21 protein-coding genes are annotated in these 19,190 nt (G+C 71.3%); 11 read left to right on the forward strand and 10 right to left on the reverse strand.

Annotated features, from left to right (window positions below):
* Positions 1-181 precede the first annotated feature (181 nt).
* The 3 genes from E1B00_RS03050 (at position 182) to E1B00_RS03060 (ending at position 2,487) form a co-directional block, all read left to right on the forward strand.
* Positions 182-1,498, forward strand: coding sequence for a substrate-binding domain-containing protein (locus E1B00_RS03050; protein ID WP_176693100.1), 1,317 nt, complete (start codon positions 182-184; stop codon positions 1,496-1,498).
* Positions 1,499-1,576: 78 nt separating this feature from the next.
* On the forward strand, positions 1,577-2,053 hold the full coding sequence (locus E1B00_RS03055; protein WP_139447662.1) for a guanyl-specific ribonuclease: 477 nt from the start codon (positions 1,577-1,579) through the stop codon (positions 2,051-2,053).
* Positions 2,050-2,487 (forward strand): barstar family protein, encoded by a 438-nt coding sequence (locus E1B00_RS03060; RefSeq protein ID WP_139445510.1) that lies wholly within the window; start codon positions 2,050-2,052, stop codon positions 2,485-2,487. Before E1B00_RS03055 ends, E1B00_RS03060 begins: the two co-directional genes overlap by 4 nt.
* Before the next feature lie 3 nt (positions 2,488-2,490).
* On the opposite strand, the gene E1B00_RS03065 is transcribed toward E1B00_RS03060, so the two are convergent.
* On the reverse strand, positions 2,491-2,856 hold the full coding sequence (locus tag E1B00_RS03065) for a DUF6164 family protein (RefSeq protein ID WP_139445512.1): 366 nt from the start codon (positions 2,854-2,856) through the stop codon (positions 2,491-2,493).
* A 48-nt stretch (positions 2,857-2,904) separates the two neighbouring features.
* Between E1B00_RS03065 and E1B00_RS03070 the strand changes: the two genes are divergently transcribed.
* A complete protein-coding gene (locus E1B00_RS03070; RefSeq protein ID WP_220396226.1) occupies positions 2,905-3,753 on the forward strand; it encodes a DMT family transporter in 849 nt (282 codons plus the stop codon).
* Between the two features lie 24 nt (positions 3,754-3,777).
* On the opposite strand, the gene E1B00_RS03075 is transcribed toward E1B00_RS03070, so the two are convergent.
* Positions 3,778-4,824, reverse strand: coding sequence for a glycerophosphodiester phosphodiesterase family protein (locus tag E1B00_RS03075; protein ID WP_139445518.1), 1,047 nt, complete (start codon positions 4,822-4,824; stop codon positions 3,778-3,780).
* Positions 4,821-5,210, reverse strand: a complete 390-nt coding sequence (locus E1B00_RS03080) for a VOC family protein (protein ID WP_139445520.1) — start codon at positions 5,208-5,210, stop codon at positions 4,821-4,823. Before E1B00_RS03080 ends, E1B00_RS03075 begins: the two co-directional genes overlap by 4 nt.
* Before the next feature lie 271 nt (positions 5,211-5,481).
* Between E1B00_RS03080 and E1B00_RS03085 the strand changes: the two genes are divergently transcribed.
* Complete coding sequence (locus E1B00_RS03085; protein WP_139445524.1) at positions 5,482-6,219, forward strand: RNA pseudouridine synthase; 738 nt, start codon at positions 5,482-5,484, stop codon at positions 6,217-6,219.
* A 1-nt stretch (position 6,220) separates the two neighbouring features.
* On the opposite strand, the gene E1B00_RS03090 is transcribed toward E1B00_RS03085, so the two are convergent.
* Entirely contained in the window at positions 6,221-6,769 is a 549-nt protein-coding gene (locus E1B00_RS03090; protein ID WP_139445528.1) for an SRPBCC family protein, read from the reverse strand.
* A 162-nt stretch (positions 6,770-6,931) separates the two neighbouring features.
* Between E1B00_RS03090 and E1B00_RS03095 the strand changes: the two genes are divergently transcribed.
* Positions 6,932-7,687 (forward strand): type 1 glutamine amidotransferase, encoded by a 756-nt coding sequence (locus tag E1B00_RS03095; RefSeq protein WP_139445530.1) that lies wholly within the window; start codon positions 6,932-6,934, stop codon positions 7,685-7,687.
* Positions 7,688-7,696: 9 nt separating this feature from the next.
* Here E1B00_RS03095 and E1B00_RS03100 read toward each other — a convergent pair whose 3' ends face one another.
* The gene (locus E1B00_RS03100) at positions 7,697-8,269 is read right to left on the reverse strand and encodes a hypothetical protein (RefSeq protein ID WP_139445533.1); all 573 of its coding nucleotides are present in this window, start codon (positions 8,267-8,269) and stop codon (positions 7,697-7,699) included.
* A gap of 186 nt (positions 8,270-8,455) precedes the next feature.
* Between E1B00_RS03100 and E1B00_RS03105 the strand changes: the two genes are divergently transcribed.
* The 4 genes from E1B00_RS03105 to E1B00_RS03120 all read left to right on the forward strand — a co-directional run bounded on the left by E1B00_RS03105 (position 8,456) and on the right by E1B00_RS03120 (position 11,248).
* On the forward strand, positions 8,456-9,415 hold the full coding sequence (locus E1B00_RS03105; RefSeq protein WP_139445536.1) for a DUF808 domain-containing protein: 960 nt from the start codon (positions 8,456-8,458) through the stop codon (positions 9,413-9,415).
* 30 nt (positions 9,416-9,445) lie between these two features.
* A complete protein-coding gene (locus E1B00_RS03110) occupies positions 9,446-10,111 on the forward strand; it encodes a DsbA family protein (RefSeq protein ID WP_139445539.1) in 666 nt (221 codons plus the stop codon).
* Between the two features lie 163 nt (positions 10,112-10,274).
* Complete coding sequence (locus tag E1B00_RS03115) at positions 10,275-10,925, forward strand: class I SAM-dependent methyltransferase (RefSeq protein ID WP_139445541.1); 651 nt, start codon at positions 10,275-10,277, stop codon at positions 10,923-10,925.
* Complete coding sequence (locus E1B00_RS03120) at positions 10,922-11,248, forward strand: YkgJ family cysteine cluster protein (protein ID WP_139445544.1); 327 nt, start codon at positions 10,922-10,924, stop codon at positions 11,246-11,248. The genes E1B00_RS03115 and E1B00_RS03120 overlap by 4 nt, the downstream gene beginning before the upstream one ends.
* Position 11,249: 1 nt before the next feature.
* Here E1B00_RS03120 and E1B00_RS03125 read toward each other — a convergent pair whose 3' ends face one another.
* On the reverse strand, positions 11,250-13,220 hold the full coding sequence (locus tag E1B00_RS03125) for a beta-propeller domain-containing protein (RefSeq protein WP_176693102.1): 1,971 nt from the start codon (positions 13,218-13,220) through the stop codon (positions 11,250-11,252).
* A gap of 235 nt (positions 13,221-13,455) precedes the next feature.
* On the opposite strand from E1B00_RS03125, the gene E1B00_RS03130 reads away from it, so the two are divergent.
* Positions 13,456-14,295 carry a PhzF family phenazine biosynthesis protein gene (locus tag E1B00_RS03130; RefSeq protein ID WP_139445549.1) on the forward strand — a complete coding sequence of 280 codons (840 nt, stop codon included), beginning with the start codon at positions 13,456-13,458 and terminating at the stop codon, positions 14,293-14,295.
* Here E1B00_RS03130 and E1B00_RS03135 read toward each other — a convergent pair.
* From E1B00_RS03135 to E1B00_RS03150, 4 genes are all read right to left on the reverse strand, one after another.
* On the reverse strand, positions 14,292-15,596 hold the full coding sequence (locus tag E1B00_RS03135; RefSeq protein WP_139445563.1) for a GGDEF domain-containing response regulator: 1,305 nt from the start codon (positions 15,594-15,596) through the stop codon (positions 14,292-14,294). The genes E1B00_RS03130 and E1B00_RS03135 overlap by 4 nt on opposite strands.
* 106 nt (positions 15,597-15,702) lie before the next feature.
* Entirely contained in the window at positions 15,703-16,302 is a 600-nt protein-coding gene (locus E1B00_RS03140; protein ID WP_139445566.1) for an HD domain-containing protein, read from the reverse strand.
* A gap of 100 nt (positions 16,303-16,402) precedes the next feature.
* Complete coding sequence (locus E1B00_RS03145) at positions 16,403-17,257, reverse strand: PA4780 family RIO1-like protein kinase (protein ID WP_139445573.1); 855 nt, start codon at positions 17,255-17,257, stop codon at positions 16,403-16,405.
* Positions 17,258-17,306: 49 nt separating this feature from the next.
* Positions 17,307-18,899, reverse strand: coding sequence for an EAL domain-containing protein (locus E1B00_RS03150; RefSeq protein ID WP_176693103.1), 1,593 nt, complete (start codon positions 18,897-18,899; stop codon positions 17,307-17,309).
* Positions 18,900-19,190 lie beyond the last annotated feature (291 nt).

Consider the following 19,190-nt stretch of genomic DNA (forward strand, 5'->3'; position numbering starts at 1 on the left):
GGAGGTCCTTCGGCGGGCGGTCTGCGGGGCATTGTCCACAGATCGCGGGCAGGACCCAAATCCGGTGAGGGGTGGCCGGTCGGGCCGGCGTCACGGTTCGCGCCCGCGGCGCCCGGAATGTCACGGTCCTGAAAGCTGGTGCCTTCACGCTGCGCGCCTTGCTCCGGACGGACCGAAGACCATGACGCGCCCCCTGCTCCTGCTGTTCGCCTCGCTGCTGCTCGCCCTGCCCCGTGCCGCCCCCGCCCAGGACCTGGAGGCCGAACGCGTCCGCATCCACGGCTCGAACGTGCTCGGCCACCGCGTGATGCCGGCCCTGGCCCGGGCCTGGCTGGGCGAAGCCGGTTACGGTGAACTGCGCACCCGGCGCGTCGACGGCCGCTTCGAGATCCATGCGCGCCGCGGTGACGAACGCGTGATCGTCGAGATCCACACGCCCGGCTCGGCGGGCGCGTTCCGCGCCCTGATCGACGGCGAGGCCGAGGTCGGCATGTCGGCGCGGGTGCCGACCGCGAAGGAGCTTGACGAGGCCTGGCTGGTCGGCCGGCTGCGCTCGCCCGACCAGGAATACGTGGTCGGCCTCGACGGCCTGGCCCTGGTGGTGCACCCCGACAATCCGCTGCAGGCGCTGAGCCGCGAGCAGCTGCGGCAGGTGTTCAGCGGCCGCGTGCGCGACTGGTCGCAGCTCGGCGGCCGCGCCGGCGCGATCACCGTGGTCGGCCTTCGCGCCGACAGCGGCGGCCACGAGCTGCTGTCCACCCTGCTGCTCGACGGCGGCCGCCAGGTGCCGACCACGTGGGTGCAGGCCGATTCGCGCGCGGTCGCCGCGGCGGTGGCGCGCGACCCGCGTGCGATCGGCTATCTGCCGGTCGGCCTGGACGCGGCCGGCGTGCGCCCGCTCGCCGTCTCCGCGGGCGGCCAGGCCGTGCTGCCGACGCGCGTGAACGTGATGGCCGAGGACTACCCGCTCACCCGTCGCCTCTATCTGTACGGCGGCCAGCTGATGTCGGCCCTGGGCCGCAGCCTGGCGAACTACGCGATCTCGCCCGCGGGCCAGGCCGTGGTCGCGCGCAGCGGCATGCTGGCGCTGACGCCGCGGGCGCTCGCCGCCGATCCGCCGGCGGACGCGCCCGAGGACTACGCGCAGATGCTCGTCGGCGCGCAGCGCCTGGGCCTGAACCTGCGCTTCGGCAAGGAATACACCGTGCTCGACAGCCGCGGCGCCCAGGACCTGGAGCGAGTGATCGCCTACCTGCGCGAGCCGGCCAACCGGGGCCGCGAGCTGATGCTGATGGCCTTCGCCGACCCCGATGCCGGCGGCCCGGCGCGGGCGCTGTTCCTGAGCCAGGATCGGGTGGACTTTGTCGCCGACCTGCTCGGCCAGGCGGGCGTGAAGGTAAGCCGCCGGCGCGGTTTCGGCGGCCGCGCCGTGCTGGCGGCCGGCGACGGCGAGCACGCGCGCTTCGTCAACGAACGGGTCGAACTCTGGGTGCGCTGAGCGGCGCGTCCGCTGCCGTGGGCTGGCGCCTGCGCACCGGGTTGTTAGACTCGCGGCGTCGACCAGCACGTGGAAACCATGCGGAAGTACCGGACGTTCCTCGTAGTGGTGATCCTGCTGGTGCTGGCCTGGACCTGGCAGCAGGGCGAATTCGCACCGGCGCCAGCGCCCGATCCGCGGCCGTCGCTGGAAGACGTGCCGGCCTCCGCGCCAGGACCCGCGACGATCGGTCCCGACAGCGATGACGCGGCCACACCCGCCGCCGACAGCAGGCGCGAACTCCCGGACTTCCTCCCGCCCGAAGCCGCCGACACGCTGGCGCTGATCGCGCGCGGCGGCCCCTTCCCGCATCGCCAGGACGGCAGCGTCTTCCAGAACCGCGAACGCCGCCTGCCGGCGATGCCGCGCGGCCACTACCGCGAGTACACCGTGCGCTCGCCCGGCCTCGGCCACCGCGGTCCGCGCCGCATCGTCACCGGCGGCGACCCGCCGCAGGACTACTGGTACACCGACGACCACTACGCCAGCTTCCGCCGCTTCGAGGTGCCGCGATGAACGCGCAGCCGCTGCAGGCCCTGTTGGTCGAACCCGACCAGGCCGGCACCTTCTACCTGACCGCCTCCGACCTCGGGCCGCTGCAGGAGGCCGCGCACGAAATCGGCTTCCTCTGCATCCCGCTCGACCTGTCCGGCTGCGCCGACAAGACCGCGCTGATGCGTGCCTTCGCCGAGGCCTTCGAATTCCCGGACTGGTTCGGCCACAACTGGGACGCCCTGGCCGACTGCCTGGGCGACCTCGACTGGCTGCCGGCCGAAGGTTATGTGCTGGGCCTGCAGAACGTGCAGGCGCTGCGCGCGGCCGATCCGGCGGATTACGCGACCCTGGTCGCCGTGCTCGAAGGCGTGTGCGAGGACTGGCGCGAGCGCGGCACGCCGTTCTGGGCCTTCATCGCCCTGCCCGACGCGCAGTTCGACGCGCTGCCGTCCTGAGGCTCAGCGCCCGAAGAACAGGAAGGGCAGCACGGTCACCGCCAGCACGAACAGGATGCCGATCACGGCGGCCACCGCCTGCAGCGGATTTTCGCGCAGCAGTCCCCAGGTGCCACGCAGCTGGCCTTCGCGGCGTTCGGCCTCGCGCGACTCGACGGCGCGGCGCGCGCGTTCGGCCTGGTATTCGTGCAGGCGCAGGCGGGCGCGCTCTTCCTGCGCGGCGTCGGCCAGCCACAGCCCGCCGGCCGAAATGCCGAACGGCCCCGGCGCGGTTTCGTAGTAGGCGATGCCCTGCGCATCGAGCAGGGCGCGGACCTCGTCGGCCTCGTCGTCGGGCACGTGGCGCAGGTTGAGCAGCAGGATGGCCATGGCCGGATCATAGCGGGCCGGCGCGCGGCTGCGGCCATAATGCCGCGCATGCCGCCGTCCCCCGCCCGCACCCTGGTGCTGACCACGTTCGCCCTGCTCGCCTTCGCGGGCAATTCGCTGCTGTGCCGCTGGGCGCTGGACCGCAGCCAGACCGACCCAGCCAGTTTCACCACGCTGCGCCTGGTCGCGGGCGCTCTGGTGCTCTGGCTGCTGGTGCGGACGCGCGGCCGCCGCCCCGCCGGTGACTGGTTCTCCGCGTTGGCGCTGTTCGTCTACGCGGCGGGATTTTCCTGGGCCTACACCGGGCTGTCGGCCGGCACGGGCGCGCTGCTGCTGTTCGGCGCGGTGCAGGCAACGATGCTGCTGCTGGGCCTGCGCGCCGGCGCGCGCTGGTCGACCTGGCAGTGGCTGGGGCTGGGGCTGGCGATGTCCGGCCTGGTCGGCGTGCTGATGCCCGGCCTGAGCGCGCCCGCACCGCTGCCCGCCGGCCTGATGCTGGTGGCCGGTGTCGCCTGGGGCGTCTACAGCCTGCGCGGGCGCGGCGTCGCCGATGCCACGGACACCACGGCCGGCAATTTCCTGCGGGCGGTGCCGATCACCCTGTGCGCCAGCGCGCTGGCCTGGCCGTGGCTGCAGATCGATGCCGCGGGCGCGCTGTGCGCGGTGATTTCCGGCGCAGTCACCTCGGGCCTGGGTTACGCGGTCTGGTACACCGCGCTGCGCGGGCTGTCGCCGCAGGCGGCCGGCAGCTGCCAGCTCAGCGTGCCGGTAATCACGGCGGTCGCCGGGGTGCTGTGGCTGGGCGAAAGCGTGGACCTGCGGTTGGCGCTGGGTTCGGCCGCGGTGCTGCTGGGCATCGCGCTCACCCTGCCCCGGCGCCCGCGGCAAGTCGCCTGACGGACCGGCGGCGGGCGCGCCGCCCTAGCCGTCGGCAAGCCGTCGGCCGAGATCGGGTTGATCGATGAAGAACGCGCCGACGCCCAGTGCGAGCAGGCGCCGGCCATAGGCCTCGCCGCCGAGTTCGGCGCGCAGCGTGTAGGGATGCAGGGCCAGGTCCGCCGCGCGCGCGTCCTCGACCAGCGCGGTGACCGGCCCGTCCGGGCCGTCGGGCAGCAGCGCCTCGAAGGACGGCCCCAGCACCGCGATGCCCTGCGTGCGCAGCCAGCGCAGCGCCGCCGGCTGCAGCAGGTGGCCGTAGCGCGTGTGTTCGCCCAGCCCGTCGTCCCAGCACTCGCCGAGGTCGGTGTAGACGGACGCCAGCGCGCCGCCCCGCGCGAGATGCCATGCCAGGTCGCGCGGGCGGCCGCGGCGCGGATTGCCGATCAGCTGCACCAGCGGAAACTCGACCCCGCCAGCCGGCATCCAGGTGCGGCGCAGCTCGAGCAGGCTCTCGATCTCGAAGGACTGCAGGAACACGCGGGCCGGATCGGTGAACCCCGCCGCCACCAGGTCCGCGACCACCTTTTGCGGCAGCGACTGCGCGATCGGTCGGCCATCCAGGTGCCTGCCCTCGTGCGCGAAATAGGTCGGATGTTTGGTTTCCGGATACACGCCGACGCGGCGTCCCTCGGTTTCCGCGGCCTTCAGCAGTGCCAGGATCTCGGCGAAGGTCGGCACTTCGAACCGGCCGTCGTAAGCGGTGTTGTCCGGCCGCAGCGCCGGCAGCCGCTCGCGCGCCCGCAGCGTCTTGATCTCGTCGAGGCTGAAGTCTTCGCTGAACCAGCCCGCGTGTTCGACCCCGTCGATCACCTTCACGCAGTGGCGGTCGGCGAACACCGGCCGGTCGGCGACATCGGTGCTGTCGGACAGGTCGTTTTCGTGCCGCGCGACCAGCACGCCGTCGCGCGTGGGCACCAGGTCGGGCTCGATGAAATCGGCGCCCTGCGCGATCGCCAGCGCATACGCGGCCAGGGTGTGTTCGGGCCGGTAGCCGCAGGCGCCGCGGTGGGCGATGACCAGGGGTTTCATCGGTGCTGGATCAGGTCCCAGCGGTTGCCGTACAAGTCTTCGAACACGGCGACGCTGCCGTAGTCCTCGTGCCGCGGCGCTTCGGCGAACCGCACGCCGGCGGCGCTCATGCGCGCGTAGTCGCGGGCGAAATCGTCGGTGTGAAGGAACAGCCAGACGCGGCCTCCGCCCTGTTTCCCGACCAGGGCCCGCTGCTCGTCGCTGGCGGCCTGGGCCAGCAGCAGGCAGGTTTCGCTGGCGCCCGGCGGCGCCACCCGCACCCAGCGCTTGCCGGGGCCGCGCGGCGTGTCTTCGAGCAGGCGGAAGCCGAGTGCGCCCACGAACCAGGCGACCGCCTCGTCGTAGTCGCGCACCAGCAGGGACAGGGCACCGAGGGTCTGGGTCATGCCGGCATTGTGGACCGCTTCTTCCCGTGGCAAAACCGCCGCGCTCGCGGCATCATCGCCCCGGACCCGGCGTTCGAACCCGGGCCGCCACCGACGAGGAGTCCGCCATGGCCAAGGGCCTGAACCAGAAGAAGACCGAAAAGAAGAAGCCGGAGAAGTCGCTGAAAGAGAAGCGCGAAGCCAAGCAGCAGAAGAAGGCTTCGAAGGGCTGATCCGCCGCGCCCCTGCGTCCTGCGCCGGCACGACCCGGCGCAGGCGCCTACAATGGCGCATGTCCGACGCCATTCCCGGTTCCACCCCGCGCGCCACCGACGAAACGATCCGGCTGGCCAAGCGCGTCGTCGAGATCACCGGCTGCTCGCGCAGCGAGGCCGAGCACTACATCCAGGGCGGCTGGGTGCGCGTGGACGGCGAAGTGGTGGAAGAACCGCAGTTCAAGGTCGGCCGCCAGCGTGTCGAACTCGACGCCGACGCCCGGCTCGCCGCGCCCGAACCCGCGACCCTCCTGCTCAACCTGCCCGCCGGCGCGAACGGCGCCGAATACCTGCGCCCCGAGAACCACTGGCCCGAGGATCCCTCCGGCTGGCGCCTGCTCAAGCGCCACTTCCCGCGCCTGGCCGAAGCCATGCCGATGGAGCCCGGCGCCGCCGGCCTGGCCATCTTCAGCCAGGACGGCCGCGTGCTGCGCCGCCTGCAGGAAGACGGGCCCAAGCTCGAACAGGAAATCGTCGTGGACGTGGACGGAGAGCTCGCGCCCTACGGCTGGAGCCGGCTCACCGGCGGCACCAGCTTCCAGGGCTGGCCGGTACCGGCCTTCAAGGTGAGCTGGCAGAGCGAGGCGCGGCTGCGCTTCGCGATCAAGGCGGTGCGCCCGGGCCTGATCGCGCACCTGTGCGAACAGGTCGGCCTGCGCGCCCTCGCCATCCGCCGCCTGCGCGTCGGCCGCGTCGGCCTGGCGAAGGTGCCCGTGGGGCTGTGGCGCTACCTGCCGGTCAACGACCGCTTCTGAACTAGACCTCTTCTTCCGGCCCGGCCGCCTGCCGGCGCAGGAAGTCGGCCAGGCCGCCCAGCTGCTGCGCCTGCACCCGGTCCACGACCGGCGCGAACTTCGACAGGTCGTCGGGCGTGTAGCCGCCGGCGCGATACCAGAGCGTGATCTTCGTGCCGCCGCCCTCGGCCGGCGTGAGCCGGAACTCGAGCGCGCCGTGCAGGCCCATGCCCTGCAGGGGGCCGAGGCCGCCGGTCAAACGCAGGGTCTTGCCCGGGTCCACGAAGGTCACGGCCATGTGCCAGGCCTGCTGGTCGCCGTTGAACTCGCAGAAGCAGCCGCCCACGCGCGGCGAGATCGACAGCTTCGAGGCGTCGCCCCACCAGGTGTGGTCGGCCGGCCACCAGCGGCCGACCTCCTCCACAAGTCCCCTCCAGGCGGTGCGGGCATCCACCGGCACCACCTCGCTGTTTTCGAGGGTGAAGCCGGAGGGGCTGCTGTCCTTCACCGCGGCCTGCGCCGGCAGAACGGTGGACAGGGCCAGTACGACGGCAACAAGTGCACTGCGCATGATCGGATACTCCCCAGGGTCTGGCGCCGATTTAGCGGCCCGACGGGCCCGGCTGGCAAGCGCGGCGGCTCATGCCTGCGGCGAACCGGGGTATTCCCGCGACAAGCTTGATCTTCCGTTCCGCTTCGGGTGTCGTGTGCGGGTCCCCCCGCTGCCGCCGCCATGTCCCGCCTGCTGGTCTTCCAACACGTCGCCGCCGAACCCCTGGGCACCCTGGACCCGCTGATCCGCCGGCGCGGCCACCGCATCCGCTTCGTCAACTTCGAACGCGACCCGGACGCCCAGCCCGTGGTCGACCGCTACCGCGGGCTGGTGGTGCTGGGCGGCCCGATGAACGTCGAGGACCAACCCCACCGCCCGCACCTGCGCACGGAACTGCGCGCGATCGAACAGGCCCTGCGCCAGGGCAAGCCGGTGCTGGGCATCTGCCTGGGCGCGCAGCTGCTGGCGCACGTGCTGGGCGCCCCCGTGCGCCGGCACGAGCGGCCCGAGATCGGCTGGTACGACCTGCAGCTCACCGGCGCCGGACAGGCCGACACGATGCTCGGCAAGCTGGCGCCGCGCACGCCGGTGTTCCAGTGGCATGGCTACACCTTCGACCTGCCGGACGGGGCGGTGCAGCTGGCGCGCACCGACACCTGCGAGCAGCAGGCCTTCCGCTGGGGCGACAGCGCCTACGGCCTGCAGTTCCATCCCGAAGTGGACGCGCCGCTGATCGAACGCTGGCTGGAAAAACCCGACCACGCCGACGAACTCTGCCACCCGGCCCTGCCGCACGGCCGCGAGGCGATCCGCGAACACACCCGCGAACGCGCTGCGCCGCTGCAGCAGCAGGCCGAACCGGCCTTCGAAGCCTTCCTCGACCTGGTCGGCCGCCCCGCCAGGCGCGTAGTGCTGCCCTCGCGCGAGTGGGCCTGAGCCGCCGGCTCAGCGCGCCGCGTTCAGGCGGACCAGTTCCACGGCGTCCTGCGGGGTGAATGCACCGGGGCCGAGGTAGGTCTCGCCTTCCGGCGTCCGCACCGACATCACGTCCACGCGCATGCGCGCGTCGGTCGGGGCCTGCAGCAGACCCCACTCCGAATCGGGGCTGGGCGTGAGCGTGGTTTCGTGGCGCTGGCCCGGCGCGAGCGTGTTCTTCATGTTCACCAGGAACTCCTGGCGCAGCCAAGGCTCCTTGCGTCCCGGCGAGCTCAGCGTGAGCAGCACAGTGAACCGGGCGACGGACAGCCGGGTGCCGTTCTCGAGCACCAGGTCGAGCATGGGCCGCTGCCAGCCGCTTTCCTGCGCCTGGTGGCGGTAGCGCGAGCTGATCAGGCGAAAGGGACCGATCGTGGCGCGGTCGGCCTCGACCTGGTCGCGGCGCTTCTCCAGCTCGATGCGCCTGTCTTCGTCGGCGCCGAGCACCGTGTCCACCGCTGCCTCCGGGGCCGGCGGCGAACAGGCGGCCAAGGCCAGGAAAAGCAGCGCCAGCGGCAGGCAGGAGGGAGTCTTGAGGGTCATCACGCATGTTCCCGGCGGCAGGTGATCGAAGTCTAACGGCACGCCCCGCGACCGATCCGCCGTCCGGCGGCGATCCGCGCCCCTTCGGCGGCGATGCCCGCCGCCGGGGCCGATCGCATCGCGCCCCTCCCGCGGGCGGCGATGCGATGCGAGAATCCCCTCCCGCTCCCCATTTGGCACCCCACCATGGCCTCCAGCCTGCTCGCCCTGATCGACGACATCGCCACGATCCTCGACGACGTCTCCGTCATGACCAAGGTGGCGACCAAGAAGACCGCCGGCGTGCTCGGCGACGACCTGGCGCTCAACGCCCAGCAGGTTTCGGGCGTGAGGCCCGAACGCGAGCTGCCGGTGGTCTGGGCAGTGGCCAAGGGTTCGATGTGGAACAAGGCGATCCTGGTGCCCGGCGCGCTGGCGATCAGCGCCTTCGAGGCCTGGCTGCGCTCGCGCGGCTACGACCTGCCGATCATCACGGTGCTGATGATGGTCGGCGGCGCCTTCCTGTGCTTCGAAGGCGTCGAGAAGCTGGCGCACAAGTTCCTGCACAGCAAGAAGGAAGACGTGCAGCACCACGTCGAGCTGGTGAAGGCCGTAGCCGACGAGAAGGTCGACCTGGTCGCGCACGAAAAGGACAAGATCAAGGGCGCGATCCGCACCGACTTCATCCTTTCGGCCGAGATCATCGTGATCAGCCTGGGCACCGTGGCCAGCAAGGACTTCTCCACCCAGGTGGGCGTGCTGGTGGCGATCGCGGCGATCATGACGGTCGGCGTGTACGGCCTGGTCGCCGGCATCGTCAAGCTCGACGACAGCGGCCTGTACCTGAGCCGGCTGCCGGGTGACGGCGGTCCGCGCCGGTTCAAGCGCGCCTTCGGCCGCGGCATCCTGCGCGCCGCGCCCTGGTTGATGAAGTTCCTTTCGGTCGCCGGCACCGCGGCGATGTTCCTGGTCGGCGGCGGCATCCTCGTGCACGCGATTCCCGCCATCCACCATGTCATCCAGGGCGTCACGCCGGCCGGCGGCCTGGGCACCCTGGTCTCGATGCTCGGCGACGCACTGGTCGGCATCCTGACCGGCATCGTCGTGGTGCTGGCAGTGACGGCGTGGCAGAAGCTGCGCGGCCCCGCCAAGGCCCGGACCGCTTAAACTGCCCGACTTTCCCCCAAGACCCACGCCATGACCACCGCCCAGCGCCCCACTCCGCTCGTCATCGACTTCCTGGCCGAGATCGCCCACCCCTGGTGCGTCATCAACCTGATCACGCTCGAGCGCGCGCTGATGTCGCTGCGCAACGAGGTGCGCGCGGAGATCCAGTTCCAGCCCTTCGAACTCTCGCCCAAGCTCGGCCCCGAAGGCGAAACCGTCGCCGAGGGCCTGGCCCGCCGGCTTCAGTGGACCGCTTCGCAGGCGCTCGACAACCAGATGGCGGCGCAGGCCCGGGCCCGCGCGATCGGCATCGAGTACACCGCCAATCCCGAGCGCCGGCTCTGGAACACCTTCGACGCCCATCGCCTGATGCGCTGGGCCGGCCGCCAGAACGCCGCGCGCGCCCTGTACCTGGCCCTGGCCGAAGCCGGCGCCAACCGCGGCGAAAACCTGTCCTCGCGCGAGGTGCTCGCCCGCATCGCCGGGGAAGCCGGGCTCGATGCCGCCGGCGCCTACGCCGTGCTGGCCAGCGACCAGTTCGCGGACGAAGTGCGCACCATCGAAGTGCACTATCGGAAGTTGCTGGTGTTCGAGGTGCCGACCCTGGTGGTGAACGGCAAGCACCGCATCAATGGCGCGGTGAACTACGACGCCATGGTCTCGGGCCTGCGCCAGATCGCCGCCCTTCCCGCCTGAACCCCGCCGCACCGCCCTCGGCCCATCCGGCCGGCCGAGGGCGTAAGATGGGCCCGCGCCATCGTTCTTCGAGCGCGTCACGCCCGGGCCCCTCGGCCCCCTCGTTTCGCTCCCTTCCGCGTTCACGTCCCGGTCCCGGGACGACGCCCCCACGGGAGCGCCCATGCCGGGCTACACCACCCGCCTGCTCACGCTCCGCTTCGGCGGCCACGACTACCGCATCCGCGCGCTGAGCGACCTTCAGCAGTTCGCCGACCCCCAGGGCCGGGCCGAACGCGCCGGCATCTCGTCGGCGCAGTGGAGCCTGTTCGGCCAGGTCTGGCCGGCGGGCCGGGTGCTGGCCCAGGCGATGAGCGATTTCGACATCGGCGGCAAGCGCATCCTCGAACTCGGCTGCGGCCTGGGCCTGTCGAGCCTGGTGCTGCAGCGCCGCCAGGCCGACATCACCGCCAGCGACCACCATCCACTGGCAGAGGAGTTCCTCACCTACAACGCCGCGCTCAACGGCCTGGGTTCGCCGGCCTACCTGGACCTGGCCTGGACGCTGCCGCAGCCGACGCTGGGCCGCTTCGACCTGATCATCGGCAGCGACCTGCTGTACGAACGCGGCCACGCCGAGCAGCTGTCGATGCTGATCGCCAACCATGCCCAGCCGGGTGCGGAAGTGCTGATCACCGACCCGGGCCGCGGCAACAGCGGCGCCTTCACCACGGCGCTCAAACTCCAGGGCTTCGAAGTGGACGAAGTGCGCAGCGCCTTCGACGACGGTGACGTCGCGCCGTTCCGCGGCCGCCTGCTGAGCTACCGGCGATGAGGCCGTTGCCCGGTCCCGCCGCACGCCTGCTCGACACCCGGCCGCCGCCGGAGCCGCCCGTGCACTGCGACACCTGCACCGGCCTGTGCTGCCGGCTGACTGTCGTGCTCACGCCCGGCGACGAAGCCGTGCCGGCGGCGCTGGTGGATACCGCCGCCGGCGGCCTGCGCACGATGGCGCACCGCCCGGACGGCTTCTGCGTGGCCCTGGGCGACGACGGTCGCTGCGGCATCTACACGCTGCGCCCGCAGGCCTGCCGCCGATTCCTGATGGCGGGCCCGTACTGCCGCGCGATCCGCGAGGACGCCGAGCGCGCGCGTTGAATCAGGGCAAGGCGACGCGCCTTCGCTCCCGGACCAGGCGGCCGTCCCAGCGCGACTCTTTGAGCAGGTTGGCACTGAGTGCGAACAGGCGGTCCCCGACGACAAAGGCGCGGGCATTGCCGTACCAGTCGTCACAGTCTTCGCAGGGCACGGCGCCGGGATCCTGCATGTCCAACACACCGCCATCCCTCAGACGGTCGGAGGCCAATTCGACATATTGGATATCCGAAGCACGCTCGAAGTAGTCGTAGTCGTCATGGTCCGGCTGCCGCGCCATCACCGGCAGCGAGAACAGCCGCGTTCCGCCCCGAAGTTGTCCGAAGTTCAGCGAATGGCTGCGCCTTTCCGCCATCAGCCGGCCCTCGAAGGCCACCGTGGAGTGCACGGCCAGCTGCGGCGCATCGCCGATCCACGACATCGCCAGCGTTTCATCCTCCCTTGCACCCACCACCAGCATCCGGCCGAACGCCGGCTGCAGCTGGTCGGCCGAATGCGGGAGCACGATCTGGCGGGCAGCGCTGCCGTCCAGGGGCTGGACGTGGATTTCCGCGGATTGCTGTTCTTCCCCAACATACCAATGGGTTCTCCCCACCCAGACTGCACGAGGCGAGAAGCGCACGCTCGGCCAATCGGAAATCGGAACCAGCGCCCGGGGCATGGGCATGGGTCCAGGCGTAGACGAAAAGTCTCCCGGCTCCAGCCGGAAAAGTCCGGACTGGCCCTCCTCGCCGTCTGTCAGCGAACTCAGCAGGTACAGACCACCGTCCGGTGTGCCCGAGAACTCGACGGGCTTGCGGACCCATCCGGGCACGATAGCGACACCCGGCAGCGCGCCCGCATCGAACGGGATACGCATCAGCGCGGTCCGTCGCCAGGCCTCCTGTTGGGACTCCGGCAAATTGCTGCGCCACGCGTCAGGGTGGAACCGGCGCTGCGCGAATGCCGCGGCGTCCCAGGCACCCAAGGCCAGGAAGACATGCGCCGGTGTCGCATAGAGCACCGATTCCGAATTGGCGACCACGCCGGTTGCCCGGCAATCGAGCTCTCCGCCCAGGCCCGAAAGTGGACACTGCAGCACCACGTGAACATGGGGGTCGCGGCTCGGCAGCACCGGGAAATACAGGTCCTCCGCCTCGACCAGAGCCTGCCAGGCTGGCCGGGGGACGTCCCGACGCGACCACTCGGGCCAGCGCATTTCGCCCTGGAGTTTCAGAGGCATGGACAGACTGATCAGCAGCTTGTCGCCCTGCAGCCGCGCGCCATAGTTCTCGTCGCTGAAATAGTCGTCGGTCTTGAGCCAGAATCGACCGTCGCGCTGCAACCGGCCGTCGGCATCGAGCCGGAACAGGTGCACTTCCGCAACCGGGTCCTCCTGACCGTAGTTGAAGCCCAACAGGATCACGCGGTCGCCGAAAGCCAGGATCTCGTCGTACCAAACCTCTTCGCCGCTCTTGTCCACGGCGAGCTTCAGCTGGTCGGCAAGTTCGAGCACGTCCTGCCCGTCGCGGCGGATGAGTACCGAATACAGCACGTCACCGCGCAGCACCAGCAACCGATCGCCCGTCTTCTTGACGATGTCGCCTTCGTCGACGCCGGCTTCCTGGTTGTTGGTGATGAGGTCTGCGGCCTCGATGCGCGAACCGGTGACCTCGATCGTATCCAGCGTAGCGGCATCCTCTTCGCCCTCGCGCCGCGGGCGGTCGCGCGGACATTTCACCCACCAGCGTCGTTCCGACCGGGGCTTGCTGCAGTGCCAGCGCAGGCTGCGGCGGTCAAGCTGCGTATTGAGGTCCTGGCCCCGGACGATCAGATCATCCAGCTCTGCGGCAGACGAAACCGCACGCAGGCGATCGCTGGCAAGACTGTTCGCGGCACGACCGGTTTCCCGCGAATCCAAGCCGGCGCAGCCGCTGATCAGAACCAGTCCCAACAGTACGAACCGGATCGGATAACGGACCAGGGACTTTTGCATGCGTGGGCTCCAATGACATCGTCCGCATCTTCGGCCAGAACCGGGAAACTGCCAAGCGTGGTCCAAGCGCACGGGCTCGCCGCGGAGAACCCACCGCCGTTGCGGCGGGATCGGCCTCGGAGCATCCTGATCCAGGCCCGCGTGCGGCGCATGGCCACACTGTTGCAGCCATCGTGCTGAACCCGGCCGGCATCGGGCCCAGAATGGCCTCCACTCACTGGCCGGATGACCACCCTTGAGCCTGCGCCGCATCGCCGCTTTTTCCGATGGCCCGACTGGCGGGAATCCCGCCGGCGTTTTCGTATCCGGCGAGCTTCCCCGCGCCGCCGACATGCAGCGCATCGCCGCCGAGGTCGGCTTCTCGGAAACCGCCTTCGCGGCGCCGGTCGCCGACGGCTTCCGCGTCCGCTACTTTTCGCCGGAATCGGAAGTGCCCTTCTGCGGCCACGCCACCATCGCGCTGGGCGCGGCGCTGGCAATGGACCACGGCGACGGCGTGTTCGCGCTGTCGCTCAATGAGGCGCGCATCACCGTCGAAGGCCGCCGCGAGCCTGGCGGCCAGTTCGCCGCCGCCCTGCAGTCGCCGCCCACCCGCAGCGAAGCGGCGTCACCGGCGCTGCTGGCCGAGGCGCTCGCCCTGTTCGGCTACGTGCCCGGCGACCTCGACCCGCGCCTGCCGCCCGCGCGCATCCATGGCGGCGCCGATCATATCCTGCTGGCGCTGCGCGACCGCGGCGCGCTGCGCGCCATGCGCTACGGGCTTGAGGCCGGCCGCCGGCTGATGGCCGAACACGGGCTGGTCACCATCGCCCTCGCCCACGCCGAGAACGAGCGCCACTTCCACACCCGCAATGCCTTCGCCTCCGGCGGCGTGTACGAAGATCCCGCCACCGGCGCCTCGACCGCCGCGCTTGCCGGTTACCTGCGCGACCTCGGCTGGCCGCACGGCGGCAGCATCACTCTGGTGCAGGGCGAGGACATGGGCCAGCGTTCGCGCCTGCGCGCCGAGATCGGCCCCGAGCGCGGCGGCTCGATCCGCGTCTCGGGCCTGGCGCGGGTGATGGACCCGGCCTAACCGAGCTTCTGCAGGAACTGGATGAGCTGGGCGCGCTGGTTCGGGCCCAGCAGTCGGAACAGCGGCAGCAGGCGGGTGATCACCTGCGGCAGCTTCTGCAGGATCGGCTGGCTGTCGCCGCGCGCGAGCTGGTCGAACAGCGGATCCAGGCGCAGCGGTTCAGTGGGCGCCGGCGCAGGCACTGCGGCGGCCGCCGGCGGAGCGGCCGCCGTCGCTGCCGCGACCACCGGGGCGGCAGGCGCCGGCACCCCCATGGTGACAGGAGCCGATTCGACCGCTTGCTCCGACGCGACGGGTGCCACGATGGACGTCGCGGCCAGCTCGCCCGCCGCCACGGCGACGGGGGCTGCCGCGCCCTCGGCAACGGCCGGCGCGGGCGGAACCTCTGGCGCAGCACGCGGCAGCGGCAGCGCCACGGCGGTGGCCTCCAGCTGGGCCTGGCACTGGTCGAACACGGCCTGGGCACCGGGCCCGGCGCTCAGGTCGGGCGCCAGCACGGCGGCGCGCAGCGCCACCTCGATAATGTTGCCTTCTTCGTCCCGGGGCGCGTGGGCGCTGATCTCCGCGCGCAGGCGCTCGATCATGCCGGCGATGCCCTCGGCCTGGCCGCCCGGCAGCGACAGCGCGAAGCCGCCCAGGCCGATACGGGCGGCGGTGTCTTCCTTGCGGATGCGGGCGCGCACCAGGCGGGCAACCTGCAGCACCAGCGCATCGGCCAACTCGCGGCCGTAGTAGAGGAAGAAGCGCCGGAAATCCTCGAGCTCCAGCCGCACCAGGCTCAGCGGCTGGTTGTGCCGGCGCGCGTAGGCGATGTCCTGCTGCAGGCGGTCGAGCAGGCCGGCCTTGTTGGCCAGTCCGGTCAGGCTGTCGAGCATGGACTGCGCCTGCAGCGCGCGGGTCACGCGCTGGTGGGTGGCGTGGGCGCGGGCGCGCGCCACCAGGTCGCTGGTGGTGAAGGGTTTGGTGATGAAGTCGGTGGCGCCGGTGTCCAGCGCCTGCATGCGCGCCGCCTCGTCGTTCTCCGCGCCGGTGACGACGATCACGGGCAGGCCCTGCACGCCCGGGTCCTCGGCGCCGCGCACGCGCTTGAGCAGCTCGTAGCCGTCCAGGCGCGGCATGTTGAGGTCGGTGAAGACGACCCGGATCGAGGCGTCCTGTTCCAGCAGCGCCCAGGCGTCGACGCCGTCGTCGGCCGTGATCACGTCGAACTCGTCGCCCAGCATCTTCAGCGCCGCCTTGCGCATCAGCTTGGAGTCGTCCACGACCAGGATGCGCGCTCTCGCGCCGGACTCGCCGCCCATCGAAGCCCCCTTCCGGGCTGGTTGACCCCCGCAATCTAGCCCAAGCCGCCCCGGCCCGCCCACCAAGGCGGTCACAGAACGGGCGGCCGGACCCGCCCCCGCCCGGCTACTGCTTGTGAGTGACGGCCCGCCGCAGTTTGGCGCGGGCCGCCGCGTCCAGGCGCGCGTGGACGTGGTCGCTCAGGAAGATGCGCTCGCCCACTAGCAGCGACTTCAGGAAACGGCGGCGATTGAGCTTGAACAGCCAGCCGGGTACCCGGCCGCGGTACTCAGCGGCGATACCGCGGTCGTAGGCGTCGAAGCGCGCCGGCTCCGCGCCCAGGATGGCCATGTCGCAGTCCAGGAAACGCGCCGCTTCCTCGTCCACGTCGCCGGGCCGCAGCCGACCGTGGCGGGCGGTGAGTTCGATCAAGTCGGCGACGCGCCCGGCGTCCAGGCCTTCGTCCGGAAGCCAGCGGGCGATGTGTTCGCGGGCCAGTGCGGCCGATCGCACTTCGTTGTCGCGCCGCCCGGGCTCGTAGACGGCATCGTGGTAGAGCGCGGCCAGCTGCACTTCGCGCGGCTGGCGCCAGCCGGGCGTTCCGGCCAGTGCGTCCACTTCGGCCAGCACGTCCAGCGCATGGCCAAAATGGTGGTAGGCGCGGACCGGGACGGCGTAGGCCGACTCCAGCGCCGTCCGCATCGGCGGCGGCAGCCGGTCGATCATGTGCCGGTCAGGGCCGAGATGCTGCGGCCCTGCCAGGCGAAATAGGCCAGCCAGGCCAGCACGATCAATACCGCGAGGATCAGTCTTCGTTTCATCCCGATCACTCCTGCGCGGCCGCCTCGCGGCCCTGCTGGCGGATGATCGCCTCCTGGCGGGCATCCTCGATCGAATGCAGGACGGCGCCGACGTCGGCCGCACGTTCGTCGAAGGCGAAGGCGCCGGTGAGCGCGCTGTCCGGGCGCAGCTCGCCCTTTTCGTACAGCGCCCACATCTCCTCGCCGAAGTGCGTGCCGGCCAGCTCGGGCGCGAACCGGCCGAGGCTGTCGCGCAGGTTGTGCACGTCGCGCAGCAGCAGGGCCCGGGCGGCATTGTTGCCGGCGGCGCTGAGCACCTGCGGGAAGTCGATCAGCACCGGGCCGTCGGCCGCCACCAGCACGTTGTATTCGGACAGGTCGCCGTGGATCAGGCCCAGACAGAGCATGCGCACCATGTCACGCACCAGGGCCGCGTGGAAGTCGCGCGCCTGTTCGGGCTCGAGCGCGACTTCGCCCAGCCGCGGCGCACTGTGACCTTCAGCGTCGGTCACCAGCGCCATCAGCAGCACGCCGTGGAAATAACCCCGCGGCGCCGGTACCCGCACGCCGGCATCGGCCAGGCGGTAGAGCGCGTCCACTTCGGTGTTCTTCCAGGCCGTTTCGGCCTCGCGCTTGCCGAATTTCGTCGCCTTGCCCATGGCCCGCTGCTGGCGGCTGCCGCGCACCTTGCGGCCTTCCTGGTAGATGACGCGGGCCTGGAAGCTGCGCTGGGCCATGTCCTTGTAGACCTTGGCGCACAGCACCTGGTCGCCGGAGCGAACCACGTAGACGGAGGCTTCCTTGCCGCTCTTGAGCGGGCGCAGCACCTCGTCGATCACGCCGTCGTCGATCAGGGGCTGGAGGCCCTTGGGGGTTTTCATGGCGGAAAGGTCGGCGACGGCAAAGTGCCGATCTTACGCGTCCGGCGCCTCATGCCGCCGGTTCCGCGGTTTGGACCAGCCGCGCCTTGAGCGCGGCGGCCGGCTCGGCGCGGGCGTACAGCCAGCCCTGGTGCAGCACCACGCCCAGGGCATTGAGCCGCTCGCGCTGGGCCTCGGTCTCCACGCCTTCGGCCACCAGGCCCAGGTTGAGCGAGCGCGCCAGCACCACGATGCTCTCCACCAGGCTGGCCGTGACCGCCTCGGTGTCCAGCGCCCAGACGAAGCTGCGGTCGATCTTGATCGAATGCAGCGGCAGGTGGCGCAGGTGGCTGAGTCCCGAATAACCGGTGCCAAAATCGTCCAGCGACACCTCGGCGCCGCGCCGCGTCAGCTCCTCGACCACGGTGCGGGCCTGCACGGCGACGTTCGACAGCAGCTCGCGCTCGGTGATCTCGAAGCCCAGGTGACCCAGGGTCGGCCCGGGCCCGAACACCCGGTCCAGGCAGCCCAGCAGCCGGTCGTCAGCGAAATGCGCCTGGGCAAGATTGACGCTGATGCGGAATCCCGGCGGCAGCGGCTCGAGCATCGCCAGGTCGTCGCGCACCTGCCTTAGCAGCCCCTCGGTCATCGGCACGATCAGCCCCGAGGTCTCGGCCAGCGGGATGAACTGGTCGGGCATCACCGGGCCGCGCCGAGGATGCTGCCAGCGCGCCAGCGCCTCGGCGCCGACGATGCGGCCATCGCGGCCGTCCAGGATAGGCTGGTAGACCACGTACAGTTCGCCGGCGGCGATGCCCTCGCGCAGCTCGTCGATCGCGTCCGCGCGCGGCAGGTAGCGGCGCAGCAACCAGAACGCCAGCGCCGAGAACAGGAAGCCCACCGCCGCCGCCGGCTGCACCTGGGTGCGCCAATGGCGGCCAATGCTGGCGTCGCTGACGGCGCGCACGCTGTAGATCGGGAACGGCCCGGCCCGCGCGACCGCGACGAGGCCCTGGCCAGTGCGGTGAAGGCCAGGCCGGCGGGCCTCCGGGCCGGGTATGGAGGCATCGCCGCCCAGTCGCACCAGGGTTCCGCTTTCCGCGTCGTCCAGGAAGGTGCCCGACTGCACGCCCTCGCGCGGGTCGAGCACTTCGGACAGCACCTGCGGGTCGAGCAGCAGGTTGATGAAATGGCGACGATCCTCGCGCAGCGGCCGGTTGAGGATCAGGGACCGGCCGCCGCGGATGGTCTTGGTCGGCGCCAGCATCTCCATGGCGCCGACGCGGCCCGCCGGGGTGCGCCCGGCGTTGGGGATGTCGAACAGCGGCGGCAGCATGCCTTCGCTGGTGCAGACCAGGTTGCCGTCCTGCTCGATGCCCGCCTCGCGGAAGTAGCGGCTGTGGAATACCGCCTCGCGCATGGCCAGGATGGTGCCGGCATCGCAGCGGCCGGCGGTTTCCGCCTCCAGCTGGGCCAGCAGCGCATCGCCGCTGCGCAGGATCTCGGTGATGCGGCGCGCATGCGCGTCCGCGAGCTCGAGCGCACTGCCGCGGAAGTGCTGCAGGCTCAGCAGGTAGGACAGCGACAGGCAGAGCGCCAGCGGCAGCGCCATCAGCGCGAGCCAGACGAGGGCGCGGCGCGCCCGGGGCAGGCGACGCCTCATGGAATGACATACCGGGGGGGCATGGCGCCAGATTAACCGAAGGCCCCGACGCCGTAACCTGCCGAAGGGCGTTCGGGCCGGCGCCCGGACCGTGAGGAGGTCGCCACCCTGTCCGCGCACCCCGCACGCCGTAGCGCCCGGCTTGTCCTCGCCACGCCGCGCGGGGCCGACGCCCGCGGCCCTGCGCTCGGCGGCTGCCGAGCTGCGCCGTGGAGCCGGCCTGGCCACCGGGCTCGGTGCGCCAACGCACCGACGGAACGCGGCCGGAGGACCATCGTGAGGGCCTGCCGC

The organism is Arenimonas terrae (assembly GCF_006265115.1).
Lineage (GTDB): Bacteria > Pseudomonadota > Gammaproteobacteria > Xanthomonadales > Xanthomonadaceae > Arenimonas > Arenimonas terrae.

Bases quoted from the DNA above. Each gene is read 5' to 3' on its own strand.
- E1B00_RS03115 (WP_139445541.1), top strand. From the start codon at position 10,275: ATGCCGGGCTACACCACCCGCCTGCTCACGCTCCGCTTCGGCGGCCAC.
- E1B00_RS03105 (WP_139445536.1), top strand. From the start codon at position 8,456: ATGGCCTCCAGCCTGCTCGCCCTGATCGACGACATCGCCACGATCCTC.
- E1B00_RS03050 (WP_176693100.1), top strand. From the start codon at position 182: ATGACGCGCCCCCTGCTCCTGCTGTTCGCCTCGCTGCTGCTCGCCCTG.
- E1B00_RS03125 (WP_176693102.1), bottom strand. From the start codon at position 13,220: ATGCAAAAGTCCCTGGTCCGTTATCCGATCCGGTTCGTACTGTTGGGA.
- E1B00_RS03095 (WP_139445530.1), top strand. From the start codon at position 6,932: ATGTCCCGCCTGCTGGTCTTCCAACACGTCGCCGCCGAACCCCTGGGC.
- E1B00_RS03110 (WP_139445539.1), top strand. From the start codon at position 9,446: ATGACCACCGCCCAGCGCCCCACTCCGCTCGTCATCGACTTCCTGGCC.
- E1B00_RS03075 (WP_139445518.1), bottom strand. From the start codon at position 4,824: ATGAAACCCCTGGTCATCGCCCACCGCGGCGCCTGCGGCTACCGGCCC.
- E1B00_RS03070 (WP_220396226.1), top strand. From the start codon at position 2,905: ATGCCGCCGTCCCCCGCCCGCACCCTGGTGCTGACCACGTTCGCCCTG.
- E1B00_RS03065 (WP_139445512.1), bottom strand. From the start codon at position 2,856: ATGGCCATCCTGCTGCTCAACCTGCGCCACGTGCCCGACGACGAGGCC.
- E1B00_RS03140 (WP_139445566.1), bottom strand. From the start codon at position 16,302: ATGATCGACCGGCTGCCGCCGCCGATGCGGACGGCGCTGGAGTCGGCC.
- E1B00_RS03090 (WP_139445528.1), bottom strand. From the start codon at position 6,769: ATGCGCAGTGCACTTGTTGCCGTCGTACTGGCCCTGTCCACCGTTCTG.
- E1B00_RS03150 (WP_176693103.1), bottom strand. From the start codon at position 18,899: ATGAGGCGTCGCCTGCCCCGGGCGCGCCGCGCCCTCGTCTGGCTCGCG.
- E1B00_RS03085 (WP_139445524.1), top strand. From the start codon at position 5,482: ATGTCCGACGCCATTCCCGGTTCCACCCCGCGCGCCACCGACGAAACG.
- E1B00_RS03120 (WP_139445544.1), top strand. From the start codon at position 10,922: ATGAGGCCGTTGCCCGGTCCCGCCGCACGCCTGCTCGACACCCGGCCG.
- E1B00_RS03055 (WP_139447662.1), top strand. From the start codon at position 1,577: ATGCGGAAGTACCGGACGTTCCTCGTAGTGGTGATCCTGCTGGTGCTG.
- E1B00_RS03100 (WP_139445533.1), bottom strand. From the start codon at position 8,269: ATGACCCTCAAGACTCCCTCCTGCCTGCCGCTGGCGCTGCTTTTCCTG.
- E1B00_RS03135 (WP_139445563.1), bottom strand. From the start codon at position 15,596: ATGGGCGGCGAGTCCGGCGCGAGAGCGCGCATCCTGGTCGTGGACGAC.
- E1B00_RS03145 (WP_139445573.1), bottom strand. From the start codon at position 17,257: ATGAAAACCCCCAAGGGCCTCCAGCCCCTGATCGACGACGGCGTGATC.
- E1B00_RS03060 (WP_139445510.1), top strand. From the start codon at position 2,050: ATGAACGCGCAGCCGCTGCAGGCCCTGTTGGTCGAACCCGACCAGGCC.
- E1B00_RS03080 (WP_139445520.1), bottom strand. From the start codon at position 5,210: ATGACCCAGACCCTCGGTGCCCTGTCCCTGCTGGTGCGCGACTACGAC.